This is a genomic window from Streptomyces sp. NPDC031670 (assembly GCF_055580545.1).
Window position 1 is genome coordinate 1 of record NZ_JBVILC010000003.1, and the last position, 16,649, is coordinate 16,649.

The following is a 16,649-nucleotide window of genomic DNA, read 5'->3' on the forward strand; positions in this document are numbered from 1 at the left end:
CGCCCGGTTACATTCCGAACCCGGAAGCTAAGCCTTTCAGCGCCGATGGTACTGCAGGGGGGACCCTGTGGGAGAGTAGGACGCCGCCGAACAATTTTTGGGAAAAGCCCCGTACCGGTCTCCGGTACGGGGCTTTTCTGCGTTCCGGCGCAGACGCCGACCACGGTCACGCCGGCTGAAGCAGATCCCACCGGTTGCCGTAGAGGTCCTCGAACACCGCGACCGACCCGTACACCTCGTGGCGCGGCTCCTCCAGGAAGCGGACGCCGGCCGCGGTCATCCGGGCGTGGTCGGCGGTGAAGTCCTCGGTGTGCAGGAAGAAGCCGACCCGGCCGCCCGTCTGGGCGCCTACGCTCGCACGCTCGGTGTCGTTCTTGGCGCGGGCCAGCAGCAGCGATGCGGTGCCGGTACCGCGTGGGCGCATCACGACCCAGCGGGAGCCGTCCCCGCGGTCGGTGTCCTCGACGAGTTCGAAGCCGAGGGCGTCCGTGTAGAAGGCGATGGCCTCGTCGTAGTCGCGGACGACGAGCGTGATCAGGGCAATATGGGACATGCGACCAGGTTATACGTATGACTGGTGGCGTGCCAAGGCGCCGGAGACGGACCGCCGCCGCGAGAGAATGCCGGGATGGAGATCGCTGCGTTTGACCGTCTCGTCGATCGCGCTCGGCTGCTCGCCCTCCCCGGCCACCGGCGCGTCCTCGGCATCGCCGGCGCGCCCGGATCCGGAAAGTCGACCCTGGCGGCGCGCCTGGTCGAGCGGTTCGGCGGGGACGCCGTACTGGTCCCGATGGATGGTTTCCATCTCGCGCAGGCCGAACTCGTCCGCCTCGGCTGCGCCGATCGCAAGGGCGCCCCGGACACCTTCGACGCCGCCGGATACGCCGCCCTGCTGACCCGTCTGCGGGCTCCCGAGCCGGGCAGCGTGGTGTACGCGCCCGCCTTCGACCGTTCGCTGGAGGAGCCGGTCGCCGGGAGCATCCCGGTCCGCCCCGAGGTACCGCTCGTCGTCACCGAAGGCAACTACCTCCTGCACGACCGGGACGGGTGGGCGCCGGTCAGGGCTCTGCTCGACGAGGTCTGGTTCCTGGAGATCGACAGCGACGAGCGGGTGCGCCGACTCGTCGAGCGGCACGTGCGGTACGGGAAGGACCGCGCGTACGCCGAACGGTGGGTCAGGGAGTCCGACGAGGTCAACGCGCGCGTGGTGGCGGGTGGCCGGGAGCGTGCGGATCTTGTCGTCAGCCGGCGGGGTGCTGGGTAGGCTCGGCCTTCCCCGGGCGTGGGAACGGCGTAGGGATCTACCGCGGGGCTACCGTATGACCCGTGTGACGGAAGGCAGCTGACGTGGGGATATTCCGACGGGGGCCGAAGCGGGACCGGAGCGACACGCCCCGGGACGCGGAGTTCGGCTATTTCTCGGCCGAAGAGGGCTCGCGGTTCCGTGCCCGGGTGCGTGAGGCGTTCGCCGAGCACGGGCTCGAAGTGACCGTCTACGCGGACTCCGTGGAGGACAGCGGTGGCCGGCGGTTCGGCCTCGCCAACCTCGCGGCGGTCTGCCACAACGACCGCCGTGGGCCCCGTGTGTGGCCGGAGCTGATTCGCCGCCATGTCGGCATGGTGCTGCGCACCATGGACGGCCCGTCCGCTCTCGACACCCTGCCGCCCGAGCAGATCCGCGCCCAGCTCTACCCCCGGGTGATCAGCGAGAACGGGCTCGACCCCCAGACCTTCAGCTACGCGCGCGGTGTCGCGCCCGGGCTGTACGAGATCCTCGCCCTGGATCTGCCCGAGAGCGTCATGATGCTCACCGACGAGGCGCTGGAGCCGCTCGGCCACGTCCCCGATCTGCGCGCCCAGGCCCTGCGCAACCTCAGGGAGCTGCCGGTCGAATCGCACGAGACCGTCAAGGGTGAGGACGGTATGCGGTTCGAGGTGGTCGTGGGTGACTCGTTCTACACGGCCAGCCGGGTGCTCGCCCTGGACGCCCTGGTGCAGCGGCTCACCGGGCGCGAGCTGACACCGGACGGGGCCCTGGTCGCCATGCCGTTCCGGCACCAGCTGGCCTTCCACGCGATCCGCGACTCGGGGATGATCCCGGCACTCAACGCCATGGCGTCCTTCGCCGCGGCGGGCTTCGAGGACACGCCCGGGGCGATCAGCCCGTTCGTCTACTGGTGGCGCGACGGCACGCTCACCCAGCTCAGCGATCACGAGGTCGAGGGCGACGGCCTGCGCATCGTCGTCGGCGACGACTTCCAGGAACTGCTGGAGCGGCTGGTGGGGGACAGCCAGGAGGGCGCCTGACCAGCGGACCGCGTGACCGCAGGGACGGCGCCGGGTCTGCCCTGCGGCATCGGTTTTCCCGACTCCGTTCCCGACTCGCCGTTCCCGACTCGCTTTTCCCGGTTCGCCGTTCCCGGTTCCCGATTCCCGATCGCCTGCGCGGGCGCGTACGGGCAGGATGGGGCCCATGCCTCCCACCCCTGCTCCCGCGCCCTTCACCGCCGACGACTACCGGGCCAGGATGGCCCGCGCCGCCGAGTCCGCCGCCGACGCGGGGCTCGCGGGTGTCCTGGTCGCACCCGGGCCCGACCTGGTCTATCTGACCGGGTATCAGCCGACCGCGATCACCGAGCGGCTGACCGTGCTGGTGCTGGCGGCGGGGCGTGAGCCGGTCCTCGTCGTACCGAAGCTGGAGGCGCCGGACGCCGAGCGGGCGGCCGGGGCCGCCGCGCTCACCCTGCGGGACTGGACCGACGGCACCGACCCGTACGGCTTGACCGCGCCGCTGCTGGACGCCGGTGGCCGGTTCGGCGTCAGCGACAACGCCTGGGCGATGCATCTGCTCGGCCTCCAGCAGAGGCTTCCCGGAACGTCCTATGTGGCCCTCACACAGGCGCTCCCCATGCTCCGGGCGGTCAAGGACGTACACGAGCTGGCGCGCCTTCAGGCGGCCGGTGAGGCCGCCGACAGGGCCTACGGGGAAATCCTCAAGGTCCCCTTCGCGGGGCGCCGGGAGACGGACGTGGCGGCCGATCTGGCCGCGCTGCTCATCGAGTTCGGCCATTCGCAGGTGGACTTCACGGTCGTGGGCTCCGGTCCCAACGGGGCCAACCCGCACCACGAGGCGGGCGAGCGGACCATCGGGCACGGCGACATGGTCGTCCTGGACTTCGGCGGCCTCAAGCACGGTTACGGCTCGGACACCACCCGTACCGTCCACGTCGGCGAGCCCTCCGCCGAGGAGCGGCGCGTCCACGACGTCGTACGGGAGGCCCAGCGGGCCGGGTGCGGGGCGGTGCGGCCCGGGGCGGCCTGCCAGGACGTCGACCGGGCGGCGCGCGCGGTGATCGACGAGGCCGGGTACGGCGAGTACTTCATCCACCGCACCGGCCACGGCATCGGCGTGACCACCCATGAGCCGCCCTACATGATCGAGGGCGAGGAGCAGCCGCTGGTGCCCGGCATGTGCTTCTCCGTGGAGCCGGGGATCTATCTGCCGGGCCGGTTCGGCGTACGGATCGAGGACATCGTGACGGTCACCGAGGACGGCGCGCGCAGCTTCAACAACACCGCGCGCGAGATGGCGCTCGTCGACTAGCCGGGACGCCGGCGGCCCGGACGCTCAGGTACCGACGGGGCCGAGGACCGCGCACGCTTCGGGGGGCAGCAGGAACCGGCCGTCCGGGAGGGGCGGTTCCACCGGTTCCCACGCGGCCAGCACCCGGCAGTTGTTGCGGCCCAGCGGGATCACCGCGGCCTCCTTACCGAGGTTGACCACGGTCCGCAGGTCGCCGCGGCGGAACATGAGCCAGCGCGCCTCCTCGTCGTGGACGACCTTGACCGCGGCGATGTCCGGGTCGGTGAGGTCGGGACGGGTGCGGCGCAGCGCGATCAGCCGCCGGTGCCAGTCGAGCAGGCGCGCGTGGTGCTCCTTCGCCGGCTCGTCCCAGTTCAGGCACGAGCGCGCCCGGGTGGCGGGGTCCTGCGGGTCGGGGATGTCCTCCTCGGCCCAGCCGTGCGCCGCGAACTCCCGCCGCCGGCCCGTGCGTACGGCCTCGGCGAGCTCGGGGTCGGGGTGGTCGGTGAAGTACTGCCAGGGCGTGCGGGCGCCCCACTCCTCGCCCATGAAGAGCATCGGCGTGTACGGGCCTGTCAGCACGAGCGCGGCGGCGCAGGCGAGCAGGCCGGGGGAGAGCGTGGCGGCGAGGCGGTCGCCCAGTGCCCTGTTGCCGATCTGGTCATGGGTCTGGGCGTAGGCCAGGAAGCGGTGCGCGGGGGTCCTGGCGCGGTCGACGCGCCGGCCGTGGGTCCGGCCGCGGAAGCTCGAATAGGTCCCGTCGTGGAAGAAGACCCGGGTGAGGGTCTTGGCCAGGGCGGCGACGGGGGCGCGGGCGAAGTCGGCGTAGTAGCCCTGGGACTCGCCGGTGAGGGCGGTGTGCAGGGCGTGGTGGAAGTCGTCGTTCCACTGGGCGTGCAGCCCCAGGCCGCCCGCCGCGCGCGGGGCGGTGGTGCGCGGGTCGCACTGGTCGGACTCGGCGACCAGGAAGAGCGGCCGGCCCAGCTGTACGGAGAGCACGTCGACGGCGGTGGAGAGCTCTTCGAGGAACGGCAGCGCGCGCGTGTCGTACAGCGCGTGCACGGCGTCCAGGCGCAGCCCGTCGAGCCGGTAGTCGCTCAGCCAGGCGAGCGCGCTCTCCAGGAAGTACGCGCGTACTTCGTCCGATCCGGGGGCGTCCAGGTTGACGGCGGCGCCCCACGGCGTCTGGTGGGTGTCGGTGAAGTACGGGCCGAAGGCGGGGAGCCTGTTGCCGGAGGGGCCGAGGTGGTTGTGGACGACATCGAGGACGACGCCCAGGCCGTGGGCGTGCGCCGCGTCGACGAAGCGCTTCAGCCCTTCGGGGCCTCCGTAGGGCTCGTGCACGGCCCAGGGTGCCACGCCGTCGTACCCCCAGCCGTGCCGCCCCGGGAACGAGCACACCGGCATCAGCTCGACATGCGTCACGCCCAGTTCCGCCAGATGGGCGAGACGGCCGGCCGCGGCGTCGAAGGTGCCCTCGTCGGTGTAGGTGCCGACATGGAGCTCGTAGAGGATTCCGCCGGACAGCGGACGGCCCTCCCAGGGGTGCTGCCAGCCGAAGTCCTCGTGGACGACGACGGCGCTCAGGCCGTCCGGTCCGTCCGGGAGGCGGCGCGAGCGCGGGTCCGGCAGCGGGCGCCCGCCGTCCAGGGCGTATCCGTAACGGTCGCCGTCGCGGGCCGTGGCCTCGGTGATCCACCATCCGGTCCGCACCGGATGCGGCTCCATGTCGTGGGCCGCGCCCTCCAGCTGGAGGGCGACCCGGTCCGCCCGCGGCGCCCACACCTCGAACAACATGCCTGATACCTCCCGTTGCCCGCGTACCGTCAAACCGTGGAACAGGGCCTCCATCGTCCGCGGAAGGCGGGAGCAAGGTCTGGAGGTTGCGGTTACCCGCCATTAAGGTCCACATCCATGACCCTGCCGCCGTTCCCGCACGGCTTCCTCTGGGGAGCCTCCGCCTCAGCCTTCCAGACCGAGGGGGCCGCCGCAGCCGAGGGCAAGGGGCCCTCCGGCTGGGACGCCTTCGCCGCCGAGCCGGGACGCATCAAGGACGGCGCCGACGCCTCCCGGGGCACCGGCTTCCACGCGCGCTACCGCGAGGACGTGGCCCTGCTCGCCGGGCTCGGCGCCGGAGCCTTCCGCTTCTCGGTCAGCTGGCCGCGTGTCGTCCCGGGCGGCAGCGGCCCGGTCAACGAGGCGGGGCTCGACTTCTACGACCGGCTCGTCGACGAGCTGTGCGCCCATGGCATCACCCCCGCGCCGACCCTCTACCACTGGGACACCCCGCTGGAGCTCGATGAGGCGGGGGGCTGGCTCCGGCGCGACACCGCATACCGGTTCGCCGACTACGCGCGCGTGGTGGCCGAGAGGCTCGCGGACCGTGTCCCCATGTGGATCACCGTCAACGAGCCGGCCGAGGTGACGCTGCTCGGCTACGCGCTCGGCGAGCACGCGCCCGGCAAGAAGCTCCTCTTCGACGCCCTCCCGGCCGCCCACCACCAGCTGCTCGCCCATGGACTGGCCGTCGGGGCCCTGCGCGACGCAGGCGCCCGTTCCATAGGCCTGGCGCTCTCGCACACACCGGTGTGGCCCGCGGGCGAGGGCGAGGAGGACCGTTTCGCCGCGGACCTGTACGACACAATCGGCAACTGGCTGTTCGCGGACCCCGTCCTCACCGGCCGCTACCCCGACGAGAACTTCGCGGCCCTGATGCCGGGCCCGGTCGCGGACGACCTCGCCGTCATCTCGGCGCCGCTCGACTGGTACGGGGTGAACTACTACAACCCCACGCGCGTGGGCGCGCCCGCGCCCGAGGCCGTCGACTCCTTCGCCGGGTTCGCGATGCCCCCCGAACTGCCCTTCGGCATTCGGGAGATCGAGGGGTACGAGACCACGGCCTTCGGGTGGCCGGTGGTCCCCGACGGGCTGCGCGAGATGCTCCTCCTACTGAAGGCGCGCTACGGCGACCGGCTGCCCCCGGTGTACATCACCGAGAACGGCTGCTCCTACGACGGCATCGAGGACGCCGGACGCATCCGCTATCTGGACGGGCATCTGCGCGCCCTGCACCGCGCCATCGCCGACGGCGTGGACGTACGCGGCTACTTCGTGTGGTCCCTCACCGACAACATCGAGTGGATCGAGGGCGCCGCCCAGCGCTTCGGCCTGGTCCACGTCGACTACCCGACGCTGCGGCGCACCCCGAAGGACTCCTACCGCTGGTACCGGGACATGATCCGCGCCCAGCGCGCCACCGGCTGAGCCCGGCGAAACGTCTCAGCCGTCGCCCGGCCACACCATGTTGATCGCGCACCCGAAGGTCACGTACCCGGCGCGCGCGAAGGCGTTCGCCATCGGCACGTTGCCGAAGTCCGTGGCGGCACGGATGTGCGGGACGTCCTGCGCGGCCAGGACGCGGGTGCCCTCGGCCAGGATGTCGTCGATGTAGCCGTGACCGCGGTGGGCGGGCACAACACCGATGTACGCGATGATCGGGTGGTAGTTGTTGCGCGCCGGGACGACAAAGCCCACCGGGCCGCCCCCGTCCGGGAGTTCGGCCATCCGCCACCACTCGCGGGGCGTCCGGTACGTCTCGAACTCCTCCTCGTACATCAGCTCCGCCGACGCGCGCGGGGTCATCGTCCGCAGTTCCGTACGGCTGTGCTCGTCGAGCGTGCCCTCCAGGACCAGAGTCATCAGGGACAGCAGCTCCTCGCGGTCGGTCGCCGGGCGGAAGACGAGCCGCGTGGAGGGTGCGGGGACCGGCGTCCCCGGACGCCACTCCAGACGCAGCCGCTCCACCAGGAGCCGTGCGCCGGTCGCGGACGCGATGCCCATGCGTGTCTCGACGACCTCGCGCGCGTGAGCGTCCTCCCGCCAGTCGCCCGGTGTGAAGCGCCCGTACTCCGGACGCGGGGTGCCCGCCGGGATCACAGCCGCCGTCGCCGTCTCCAGCAGTTCCACCCCGACGGCGTGACGCTCGGCGGGCGGCAGCGAGTCGTCGACGTCGAGGAAGTCGAGGACGAACGGGGTTTCGTGGTCCGGTGGCGTCCACCAGGAGAGGCGGGCGAGCACACGGTCCCCGCGCAGCGCCACCCACATCCAGGCGGGCAGCCGGCGGCCGGTGGCGAGATCCTCCTCGACCTCGTGGTCGAGGACGTAGGAGAGCTGCTGGAAGAGCCCGAGTTCCTCGGGCCCGGCGAGCGGACGGAAGGTGATGTCCGACGCGGATGTCGTCAAGGGGTTCCCCTCGTGGGCGGTAGCGGTGGCCAGACCGTAGCAATCCCACCGGGCCGTGCGACAAGGGTTTTCCTCGCAGGTCAGAGGGCGGTGCGCGCAACAGACGCAAAGTGCGGCCCTGCTGGACACGCCGAGCCCGTCGGCCCGACAATCTCTGCTGTGACGTCGTCCTTCCAGTTCAACACGTATCCCGCTCCCGCCCGGCCGTCGGACGCCGAGCGTGACCGGGCGCTCGACCTGCTCAAAGAGGGCGCCGCACAGGGGAAGCTGTCGCACGACACGTTCCTGCGCCGGATGGAACTGGCCCTGTCCGCGCGCCGGTCCGACGAACTGGCCGCGCTCACCGCCGACCTGGACGCCAAGAGCCGCTGGTCCAAGGCGCTGTACGGGGCCGTGAGCCGGGTCTCCGGGTTCAGCGTCTCGATGCGCCGCGCTTGGCAGTCCGAAAGGCTGCCGAAACTGCTCTTCCCGGTGCCGGGCCCGTACCCGCTGCGGATCGGCCGCGACCCGCACAACGGGCTGCGGCTCAGCCACGAGACCGTCTCCCGGGTGCACGCCGAGCTGACCCACCAGTCCGGCGTGTGGGTGCTGCGCGACCTCGGGTCCACCAACGGCACGAGCGTCAACGGGCGCCGGGTGACGGGTGCGGTCGTGGTCAACGACGGCGACCATGTGAGCTTCGGGCGGATGAGCTTCCGCCTCGCCACGCACTGACCCTGACCTGGGCGAACGCCCTTGCCGGGAGCGTTGTCAGTGGTGCACCTCATGATGGCGGTATGAACGACGACCAGCAGCCGCGTGTGCGGGCCGCCCGCCCCGCCGACCTGCCGCGCCTGGCCGAACTCGCCGCGGAGCACGCCGTGTACGAGAGGGCCGAGCCGCCCGCGCCCGGCCTCGCGGACCGGCTGGCAGCGGTGCTATTCGGCCCGGAGAAGCCCCGGGCGCGCTGTTTCGTCGCCGAGATACCGGGCGGCGAGGTCGTGGGATACGCGAGCTGCGCCCCCGAGTTCTCCACCTGGCAGGCGAGCGAGTACCTGCACATGGACTGTCTCTTCCTGCGCGACGGCCACCGCGGGCTGGGCCTCGGAGCCCTGCTGGTCGAGGCGGTCGCCGCCGAGGCCCGGGCGCTCGGGATGCCCCAGGTGCAGTGGCAGACACCGGTCTGGAACGAAGGGGCGCGGCGGTTCTACGACCGCATGGGTGCGACCGGCCGCGAGAAGCTGCGGTACTCGCTGCCCGTTGCCCCGCGTGAGGCACCCGAGTAGCCGAACGCGTGGGGGTCGGCCCTGCTGAGGGCCCGTGCCCCGCGAGGATTCACCCGTACGGGCGCACGCCGATCGCGTCCGCGTGGCCGCGGTGGTCCGCTGGGTGCAGCCGCGCCCGCCCGGGCGCCGACCGGCGGAGGGCGGCGGATGCAGACCGAGAAGCGGGGCGCACCGGTGCCGACGGGTCCGCCTGAGGCCGCGCGCGGAGGCCGGGGTGCCGTGACCGGGCCCGGGACGGCAGTGCCCGTCGTGCCCGCCACCCCCTCCCTCCTCGGCCCCGAGGCCACCCGGGACCGGTACGGCTTCTACCGCACCCTGCGCGAGTCGTACCCGCTGGTGTGGGACGACCGGCTGGGCGCGTGGCTCGTCAGCCGGTACGGGGACGTCGCCTCCGCGCTGGGCGACCCGGGGCTCGTGCGGCCCCGGCGCGGGCCGTGCTGCTGGCCCGGCGAGGTGTGGTGCGAAGGGTCCCCGCAGGAGGTGGACGACGAGGCGTTCGCGGTGCTGAGGGAGGTGTCCGAGCGGACCGCCTTCGTGCTGGCGCGGCGGCTCGCGGGGCGGGAAGGTGCCGATCTGGCCGCGGAGTTCTGCCACTGGCTGCCCGTCGGGACCGCCGCCACCGCGCTCGGGCTGTCCTGCGCGGAGCTGACGCGCGGCAGCCGCGTCAAGGGCCGGCGGGCGGGCCCGGCCGCGGCCCTGGCCGTGCTCTGCGCCGACCGGTCCACTCTGATCGGCAAGGCGCTCGCCTCCCTGCTCGCCAACCTCCTCGACCGTCCGGGGGAGTGGGCGGCGGCCGTGGGCGCCGCGCCCGGCGCCCTCACCGCCGTCTGGGGTGAGTCCCTGCGCAGGAACCCTCCCGTTCATGTCGTGCTGAGGCGGGCGCGCCGGGACACCCGTACGGCCGGCGGCACGGTGCCGGCGGGTACGGCGGTCGCCCTGCTGGTCGGAGCCGCGAGCCGGGACCCGGACCGGTTCGCCGAGCCCGACCGGTTCGACCCGGGCCGCACCGCCGCGGCCCCGTCGGCCTTCGGGCCCCCGGACTGCCCGGCCGCGCGCGTGGCCGAACTCCAGGCGGAGTGCGCCGTACGCGCGCTGGGCGAGGCCATGCCGCGGCTCCGGTGGGCCGGGGGCTTCCGGCCCACCGAGACCGGGCTGCTCACACGGTCCCCGCGGACCCTTCTCGTACGCCCGGCCGGTCGACCCGCCTGAGCAGCGCGACCGGACGGTCGGCGAACAGATCGCTCAGCTTCACCGTCCCCGTGAACTCCCGGCCCGGCCGGTCGGGGCGGCCGGAGTCCTCGGAGGCGTCCGTCCGCAGGACATCGACCCACGTCCCCTCCGGCAGCGCCAGCCCCGTCGGGCCCCAGCCGCCCGACTCGGCCAGCCGCAGGGAGAGCCGGGTCACCGCCGTCACCACGTCACCGGAGCGGCAGAACGCGAGGCAGTGGTCGGCGGCCGGTCCGTCGGCGATCAGCGCCTCGTACGTACCGAACTCCCCGAAGGCCTCCGGAAGTTCCCGCCGCAGCCGCAGAGCCGCACGCGACAGCTCGCCCTTCTCGTCCGGGAGCGGGTGCGTTCCCGTCTCGGGGAAGGCGACCGGCCGGCGGTTGTCGGGGTCCACCAGCGTCAGGCACTCCGACTCCGTGCCCTGGTACACGTCCGGCACGCCCGGCATCGTCAGCTGTACGAGGGCGGCGCCCAGCACGTTCGCGCGCGCGGCCGACGCCAGACTCCGGGAGAACTCCGCGGCCTGCGCCGCGAGCGCCCCGCCGGGCCCCGACGCGGCGAAGTCGGTCAGCGCCCGCTCGTACACCGGGTCCTGCTCGGTCCACGTCGTGTGCAGGCCCGCCTCGCGCGCGGCCTTGAGCAGGGCCCCGCCCAGCCGGTCCGCGGCCGGGGCGGTGCCGCCGAGGCCGACCGCCGTCTGCCAGGCCGCCCAGGCCAGCTGGGGATCGGGCGCGGGGGCCGCGGCCAGCCGACCGAGCAGCGCCCTCCACCGCTGCGGGCACTCGGACAGCACGGCGATCCGGGCCCGTACGTCCGCACTGCGCTTGGTGTCGTGCGTGGACAGGACCGTCCCGGTGGCGGGCCAGTCGCGAGCGATCCTGGCGCAGTAGGCGTGGAATTCCTCGGGGGGCACCGCGGGCCGTCCGGGCTCGCCACCCACCTCGTTGGCGGACAGCAGGGCCACATATCGATAAAACGCCGTGTCCTCCAGGGATTTGGCGCGCAAGGCCGAGGACGTCTGGGCGAAACGGGCCTGGAAGGCGTGGAGTTCGACTCCTTCCCCGTCGTCGTCGGCCCTCCTCGCGCCGTGCCGTCCCAGCAGCAGTCCCCGTACCGCGTCGACCGCGGCGGCCTCCTCCGGGACACCGAAGGCCTGCCGCGCCTCCCGCGCCATCTCCGGGGTGAGCACCTCCTCGGCCCCGGTGCGGTACGGGCGGTACACCGGCATGCGGACCAGTAGCTCGCACAGGGCCAGCCGCAGGGCCCACGGGGCGTGGTCGCGCAGGTCCGGCGTGCGGGCGCACAGGCGCGCCGCCGCGCGCGTCAGCCGGTCCACCTCGGCGGCCAGGTCATGGGTGACCACCTCGTACGCGGCGCGCCGCGCGGTCGGCTCCCAGTGCCCGCCCCGGTCGCCGTCCTGTCCGATGAACTCCCGGTAGTGGTGCAGAAGTTCCCGGTGGCCCGCCGGATCGACGAAGAGGCCGTCGATCCGGTGCAGCGCGTCGTAGCCGGTCGTCCCGGCGACCGCCCAGTCGGAGGGCAGCGGCTCGGTACGGGCGAGGATCTTCTCCACCACGGTCCAGGCGCCACCGGTCGCCTCGTACAGCCGCCGCAGATACGTCTCGGGGTCGGCCAGGCCGTCCGGGTGGTCCACGCGCAGCCCGTCCACCACCCCGTCCCGCACCAGCTCCAGCACCTTGGCGTGGGTCGCGGCGAAGACGTCCTCGTCCTCCACCCGGACGCCGATGAGGTCCGAGATGGTGAAGAACCGGCGGTAGTTGAGCTCGGTGCGCGCCAGCCGCCACCAGCCGAGCCGGTACCACTGGGCGTCCAGCAGCTCGGGCAGGGGCAGGCCCTCCGTACCGGCGCGCAAGGGGAACGCATGCGCCTCCCCGTACGTCAGTACGCCCTTCTCCGCGTCCACCGCCAGCCGGTCCAGCTCGCCCCCGACCGGCCCGGCGAGGACCGGCAGGAGCACCTTGCCGCCGTTCGCCGTCCAGTCGATGTCGAACCAGCCGGCGTACGGCGAGTCGGGGCCCTCGCGCAGCACCTCCCAGAGCTGCCGGTTGTGGCGGGGCGCCGCCGCCATGTGGTTCGGGACGATGTCGAGGACCAGGCCGAGCCCGGCGGCCCGCGCGGTCCGGGCGAGCCGCCGCAGTCCGTCCTCGCCGCCCAGCTCCTCGCGTACGCGCGCGTGGTCGACGACGTCGTAGCCGTGCGTCGACCCCGGCACCGACTCCAGGACCGGCGACAGATGCAGATGCGACACCCCGAGCGAGGCCAGATACGGCACGGCGCGCTCGGCGGCACGGAAGGGGAAGTCCGGCTGGAGCTGCAGCCGGTAGGTCGCAGTGGGTGTCATACAAACGTACGTACCCTGTATCGCGGCTTCCGTGCCTTCGGCCCACGCGTCCGCACCCGTCTGCCGCGCGGGTTTCGCCCGATGCCCGGAGCGCTTCGGACCGGGTGCGAGGGAGTCACCCGAACGGCCCCGCGCGTCGGCGTTCCTGGGGTCCGGCCGGCCTCGTACGGCCGGAGAGCCCTCGTCCCCCCGCCGCGGCGCCCGCTCCCGCTCAGGCCGGGCGGTGCAGGACCGCCAGACTCCGCCCCACCAGGGTGACCCGCTCGCCCGCCGTCACCTTGGCGCCCTCGCCCGGCGGCACCCCCTCGCTCCGGCCCGTGTCGACCACCACCTGCCACTGCCGGCCGTGGTTGACCGGCACCAGGAAGTCGATGGTCTCCGCGCTGGCGTTGAACATCAGTAGGAAGGAGTCGTCCGCGATGCGCTCGCCCCGTGGGCCGGGCTCGGAGATGGCGTTGCCGTTGAGGAAGACGGTGAGGGCCTTGGCGCTCGACGACTGCCAGTCCTGCTGCGTCATCTCCTCGCCCTCGGGGGTGAACCAGGCGATGTCCGACAGCTCGTCGTGCGTGCCCTCCACCGGCCGGCCGTGGAAGAACCGGCGGCGCCGGAACACCGGGTGGTCGCGCCTGAGCCACACCATCGTCCGAGTGAACGCGAGCAGCGTCCCCTCCGGGTCGCTGCCCGGGTCGGGCCACTTCACCCAGCTCAGCTCGCTGTCCTGGCAGTAGGCGTTGTTGTTGCCGTGCTGGGTGCGGGCGAACTCGTCGCCGTGGCTGAGCATCGGCACGCCCTGCGACAGCATCAGGGTGGCGATGAAGTTGCGCATCTGGCGTTCGCGCAGCTCCAGTACGCCGACGTCGTCCGTCTCGCCCTCGGCGCCGCAGTTCCAGGACCGGTTGTGGCTCTCGCCGTCCCGGTTGCCCTCCTTGTTGGCCTCGTTGTGCTTGTCGTTGTACGAGACGAGGTCGTGCAGCGTGAAGCCGTCGTGGCAGGTGTGGAAGTTGATGGAGGCCAGCGGGCGCCGTCCGTCGTCCTGGTAGAGGTCGGAGGAGCCGGTGAGGCGTCCGGCGAACTCGGCGAGCGTACGCGGCTCGCCCCGCCACAGGTCCCGTACGGTGTCGCGGTACTTGCCGTTCCACTCGGTCCACAACGGCGGGAAGTTGCCCACCTGGTAGCCGCCCTCACCGACGTCCCAGGGCTCCGCGATCAGCTTCACCTGGCTGACCACCGGGTCCTGCTGCACCAGGTCGAAGAAGGACGAGAGCCGGTCCACCTCGTGGAACTGGCGGGCCAGCGTCGCCGCGAGGTCGAAGCGGAACCCGTCCACATGCATCTCGGTCACCCAGTACCGCAGCGAGTCCATGATCAGCTGGAGGACGTGCGGCGAGCGCATCAGGAGCGAGTTCCCGGTGCCGGTGGTGTCCTCGTAGTAGCGAGGATCGTCCGCGAGCCGGTAGTACTGCGCGTTGTCCAGGCCCCGGAAGGAGAGGGTGGGGCCCAGGTGGTTGCCCTCGGCCGTGTGGTTGTAGACCACATCGAGGATGACCTCGATCCCGGCCTCGTGCAGCGCCCGTACCGCCTGTTTGAACTCCAGGACCTGCTGCCCCCGGTCTCCCCAGGAGGCGTACGCGTTGTGCGGGGCGAAGAAGCCGATCGTGTTGTATCCCCAGTAGTTGGACATCCCCTCATCGGCGAGCCGGTGGTCGTTGACGAACTGGTGGACCGGCATCAGCTCCAGGGCCGTCACCCCCAGCTCCGTCAGATGGCCGATGACGGCCGGGTGCGCCAGCGCCGCGTAGGTGCCGCGCATCTCCGGGGGAAGCTCCGGATGGAGCATCGTCAGGCCCTTCACATGGGCCTCGTAGAGCACCGTGCGGTGGTACTCGGTGCGCGGCGGCCGGTCGTCGCCCCAGTCGAAGTACGGGTTGACGACCACCGACGTCATCGTGTGCGGCGCCGAGTCCATGTCGTTGCGGGAGTCGGGGCGGTCGAAGTAGTAGCCGTACACCGCCTCGCCCCATTCGATGCTCCCGCTGATGGCGCGCGCGTAGGGGTCGAGGAGCAGCTTCGCCGAGTTGCAGCGGTGCCCGTTCTGCGGCTCGTACGGGCCGTGCACACGGAACCCGTAGCGCTGCCCCGGCATCACTCCGGGCAGATACGCGTGGCGCACAAAGGCGTCACTCTCGCGCAGCTCCACCGCCGTCTCCGAACCGTCGTCGTGCAGAAGGCACAACTCGATCCGCTGGGCGGCCTCCGAGAAGACCGCGAAATTGGTCCCGGCGCCGTCGTACGTGGCGCCGAGTGGGTACGCCTGTCCCGGCCACACCTGCATGGGCAAGACTCTTCCACTTCTGTTCCGGGTACTGAGGGGCACTTGACGCAGATCCTCCCGGAAAAGAAGTCCGTCCCCTAGGACGCCGGAGTGCTCCGGAGGGTGATCCCAACAGCGGTTACCCCCGTTGGGCGACCGGTACCCCGGTCGATCCGGACGGCCTGTGCGTCCGGATCCGGCCACCTTCCGCAGCGGTGTGGGGTCCCGGCGCAGGTGGGGCCGGTATGAATCAGCTCACTCGCCCCGACGGCCCGGCGCGGAACCGATCACGGGGACAAGGGAGTTGGGAAACAGCCTCTCCATCCGGCTGCACCGCCTCCCGCTCGCGGAGTACTCTTCCTTGATCGTTGGAGGGGGACCGGAAGGCGGTGCGGCGGGTGAGCTCGGGAGGGCTGGAGCTGCCCCCTGGTGACACGGGTCACGAGGGGGAGTCCGGCGACATCCCGCCCGGCGCGGTCTCCGTGGCGCGTCCGGTGGAGATCGGGGCGGAACTGGACTGGGACGCGGACGCCTGGAGCGAGGTGCGCACGCGCGCCCAGCGGGCGGGCCGGGCCTACATCTGGCTGAATCTGGTGGAGCAGCGGCTGCGGGCCGTGGTCGCGGCCGTGCTGCAGCCCATCTACGAGCCGGTCCACGGGGACGACTGGGTGGTGGCGGCTGCGGGCCCCGCCGGGCAGGAGTGGGTGCAGCGCGCCGTCGCCGTACGGGAGGTCTCGCGCCGCAAGGGCTATCTGCTCGATCCGGCCGACGACAACGTGCTGAGCTTCCTCACCCTGCCGCAGCTGCGCGAGCTGATGGTGCAGCACTGGCCGTGCTTCGAGCCGTACGTGGACGACCGGCGCGACGTCGAGCTCGCCCTGGACGAGCTGGAGGTCGCGCGGAACGTCGTCTCGCGCAACCGCGCGCTCAACGAGGCGGTGCTCGCCCAGGCCGAGCGCGCCTCCGCCCGGCTGCTGGACGTCCTGGGCGGCGGGGCGGGCGCGCCGGCCGCGCACCGGCTGCCCATCGACGCGGTCGAGGACCTGGTGGGCGACCGGTACGCGGACGTGGTCTCGGTCCACTCCGACCGGGTGCGGCTGCAGCGCCAGCTTCCCGCCGAGGACCTGTTCAGCCACGCCAGACGGCTCGACGCGATAGGCATCGGGCTCAATCTGCTGGTCCAGAACTACTCGGGGCGCCGCCTTGTGCGCCTGGCCGAGTCGGGCTGCCGCGTCCGGCTGCTCTTCCTGAACCCGGCGAGCAGCGCGGTGAAGCGGCGCGAGCGCGAACTGGGGCTGAAGAAGGGCGAGCTGAGCCGGTCGGTGGAGATGAACATCCTGCACATGCGCCGGGTGCGGGCCCGGCTGCGCGACCCCGGGGCCTTCGAGATCCAGGTGTTCGACGAGACCCCGCGCTTCACGGCGTACCTGGTCGACGGGGACGGCACCGACGGCCTCGCGGTCGTCCAGTCGTATCTGCGCAGGGCGCGGGGGATGGAGGCGCCGGTGCTGGTGCTGCGGGGAGGCGCGCGGCGGGAGGTCGTACGCCCGGACCAGGATGTCGAACACGGACTTTTCGCGACATACCGCGAGGAGTTCGAGTCGATGTGGGTGGATTCGCGGCCTGTGTCCTGACCGTCCATCGGCTGCCCGGACCCCA

13 protein-coding genes and 1 rRNA gene are annotated in these 16,649 nt (G+C 72.4%); 9 read left to right on the forward strand and 5 right to left on the reverse strand.

Going from position 1 to position 16,649, the window contains the following annotated elements:
• A 5S ribosomal RNA gene (gene rrf / locus ACZ5ID_RS07120) occupies window positions 1-92 on the forward strand; the annotation flags it as partial.
• A gap of 74 nt (window positions 93-166) precedes the next feature.
• Here rrf and ACZ5ID_RS07125 read toward each other — a convergent pair.
• Window positions 167-553 (reverse strand): VOC family protein, encoded by a 387-nt coding sequence (locus ACZ5ID_RS07125; RefSeq protein WP_468894249.1) that lies wholly within the window; start codon window positions 551-553, stop codon window positions 167-169.
• Window positions 554-628: 75 nt separating this feature from the next.
• On the opposite strand from ACZ5ID_RS07125, the gene ACZ5ID_RS07130 reads away from it, so the two are divergent.
• The 3 genes from ACZ5ID_RS07130 (at window position 629) to ACZ5ID_RS07140 (ending at window position 3,604) form a co-directional block, all read left to right on the forward strand.
• Entirely contained in the window at window positions 629-1,264 is a 636-nt protein-coding gene (locus tag ACZ5ID_RS07130; protein ID WP_468894251.1) for a nucleoside/nucleotide kinase family protein, read from the forward strand.
• 83 nt (window positions 1,265-1,347) lie between these two features.
• Window positions 1,348-2,307: a DUF1444 domain-containing protein gene (locus ACZ5ID_RS07135; protein ID WP_468894253.1), complete on the forward strand. Its 960-nt coding sequence runs from the start codon at window positions 1,348-1,350 to the stop codon at window positions 2,305-2,307.
• 166 nt (window positions 2,308-2,473) lie between these two features.
• Entirely contained in the window at window positions 2,474-3,604 is a 1,131-nt protein-coding gene (locus tag ACZ5ID_RS07140; RefSeq protein ID WP_468894255.1) for a M24 family metallopeptidase, read from the forward strand.
• 24 nt (window positions 3,605-3,628) lie between these two features.
• On the opposite strand, the gene treZ is transcribed toward ACZ5ID_RS07140, so the two are convergent.
• Window positions 3,629-5,380 (reverse strand): malto-oligosyltrehalose trehalohydrolase, encoded by a 1,752-nt coding sequence (gene treZ / locus ACZ5ID_RS07145; RefSeq protein ID WP_468894257.1) that lies wholly within the window; start codon window positions 5,378-5,380, stop codon window positions 3,629-3,631.
• A gap of 117 nt (window positions 5,381-5,497) precedes the next feature.
• Between treZ and ACZ5ID_RS07150 the strand changes: the two genes are divergently transcribed.
• The gene (locus ACZ5ID_RS07150; RefSeq protein WP_468894259.1) at window positions 5,498-6,847 is read left to right on the forward strand and encodes a GH1 family beta-glucosidase; all 1,350 of its coding nucleotides are present in this window, start codon (window positions 5,498-5,500) and stop codon (window positions 6,845-6,847) included.
• Window positions 6,848-6,862: 15 nt separating this feature from the next.
• On the opposite strand, the gene ACZ5ID_RS07155 is transcribed toward ACZ5ID_RS07150, so the two are convergent.
• On the reverse strand, window positions 6,863-7,825 hold the full coding sequence (locus tag ACZ5ID_RS07155; protein WP_468894260.1) for a GNAT family N-acetyltransferase: 963 nt from the start codon (window positions 7,823-7,825) through the stop codon (window positions 6,863-6,865).
• A 159-nt stretch (window positions 7,826-7,984) separates the two neighbouring features.
• On the opposite strand from ACZ5ID_RS07155, the gene ACZ5ID_RS07160 reads away from it, so the two are divergent.
• The 3 genes from ACZ5ID_RS07160 (at window position 7,985) to ACZ5ID_RS07170 (ending at window position 10,299) form a co-directional block, all read left to right on the forward strand.
• Entirely contained in the window at window positions 7,985-8,539 is a 555-nt protein-coding gene (locus ACZ5ID_RS07160; RefSeq protein WP_406552631.1) for an FHA domain-containing protein, read from the forward strand.
• Between the two features lie 62 nt (window positions 8,540-8,601).
• Complete coding sequence (locus ACZ5ID_RS07165; RefSeq protein WP_468894262.1) at window positions 8,602-9,090, forward strand: GNAT family N-acetyltransferase; 489 nt, start codon at window positions 8,602-8,604, stop codon at window positions 9,088-9,090.
• Between the two features lie 219 nt (window positions 9,091-9,309).
• Entirely contained in the window at window positions 9,310-10,299 is a 990-nt protein-coding gene (locus tag ACZ5ID_RS07170; RefSeq protein ID WP_468894264.1) for a cytochrome P450, read from the forward strand.
• Here the strand turns inward: ACZ5ID_RS07170 and treY are convergent.
• Both treY and glgX read right to left on the reverse strand, forming a co-directional pair.
• The gene (treY, locus tag ACZ5ID_RS07175) at window positions 10,247-12,679 is read right to left on the reverse strand and encodes a malto-oligosyltrehalose synthase (protein WP_468894266.1); all 2,433 of its coding nucleotides are present in this window, start codon (window positions 12,677-12,679) and stop codon (window positions 10,247-10,249) included. The genes ACZ5ID_RS07170 and treY overlap by 53 nt on opposite strands.
• 211 nt (window positions 12,680-12,890) lie before the next feature.
• Complete coding sequence (glgX, locus tag ACZ5ID_RS07180) at window positions 12,891-15,011, reverse strand: glycogen debranching protein GlgX (RefSeq protein WP_468894268.1); 2,121 nt, start codon at window positions 15,009-15,011, stop codon at window positions 12,891-12,893.
• Window positions 15,012-15,388: 377 nt separating this feature from the next.
• Here glgX and ACZ5ID_RS07185 point away from each other — a divergent pair, with 377 nt between their 5' ends.
• On the forward strand, window positions 15,389-16,624 hold the full coding sequence (locus ACZ5ID_RS07185) for an SAV2148 family HEPN domain-containing protein (protein ID WP_468894270.1): 1,236 nt from the start codon (window positions 15,389-15,391) through the stop codon (window positions 16,622-16,624).
• Window positions 16,625-16,649: the final 25 nt, after the last annotated feature.

Excerpts from the sequence above, each read along its gene's own strand:
- ACZ5ID_RS07125 (WP_468894249.1), bottom strand. The coding sequence starts at position 553 with ATGTCCCATATTGCCCTGATCACGCTCGTCGTCCGCGACTACGACGAG.
- ACZ5ID_RS07130 (WP_468894251.1), top strand. The coding sequence starts at position 629 with ATGGAGATCGCTGCGTTTGACCGTCTCGTCGATCGCGCTCGGCTGCTC.
- ACZ5ID_RS07140 (WP_468894255.1), top strand. The coding sequence starts at position 2,474 with ATGCCTCCCACCCCTGCTCCCGCGCCCTTCACCGCCGACGACTACCGG.
- treZ (WP_468894257.1), bottom strand. The coding sequence starts at position 5,380 with ATGTTGTTCGAGGTGTGGGCGCCGCGGGCGGACCGGGTCGCCCTCCAG.
- ACZ5ID_RS07150 (WP_468894259.1), top strand. The coding sequence starts at position 5,498 with ATGACCCTGCCGCCGTTCCCGCACGGCTTCCTCTGGGGAGCCTCCGCC.
- ACZ5ID_RS07165 (WP_468894262.1), top strand. The coding sequence starts at position 8,602 with ATGAACGACGACCAGCAGCCGCGTGTGCGGGCCGCCCGCCCCGCCGAC.
- treY (WP_468894266.1), bottom strand. The coding sequence starts at position 12,679 with ATGACACCCACTGCGACCTACCGGCTGCAGCTCCAGCCGGACTTCCCC.
- glgX (WP_468894268.1), bottom strand. The coding sequence starts at position 15,011 with ATGCAGGTGTGGCCGGGACAGGCGTACCCACTCGGCGCCACGTACGAC.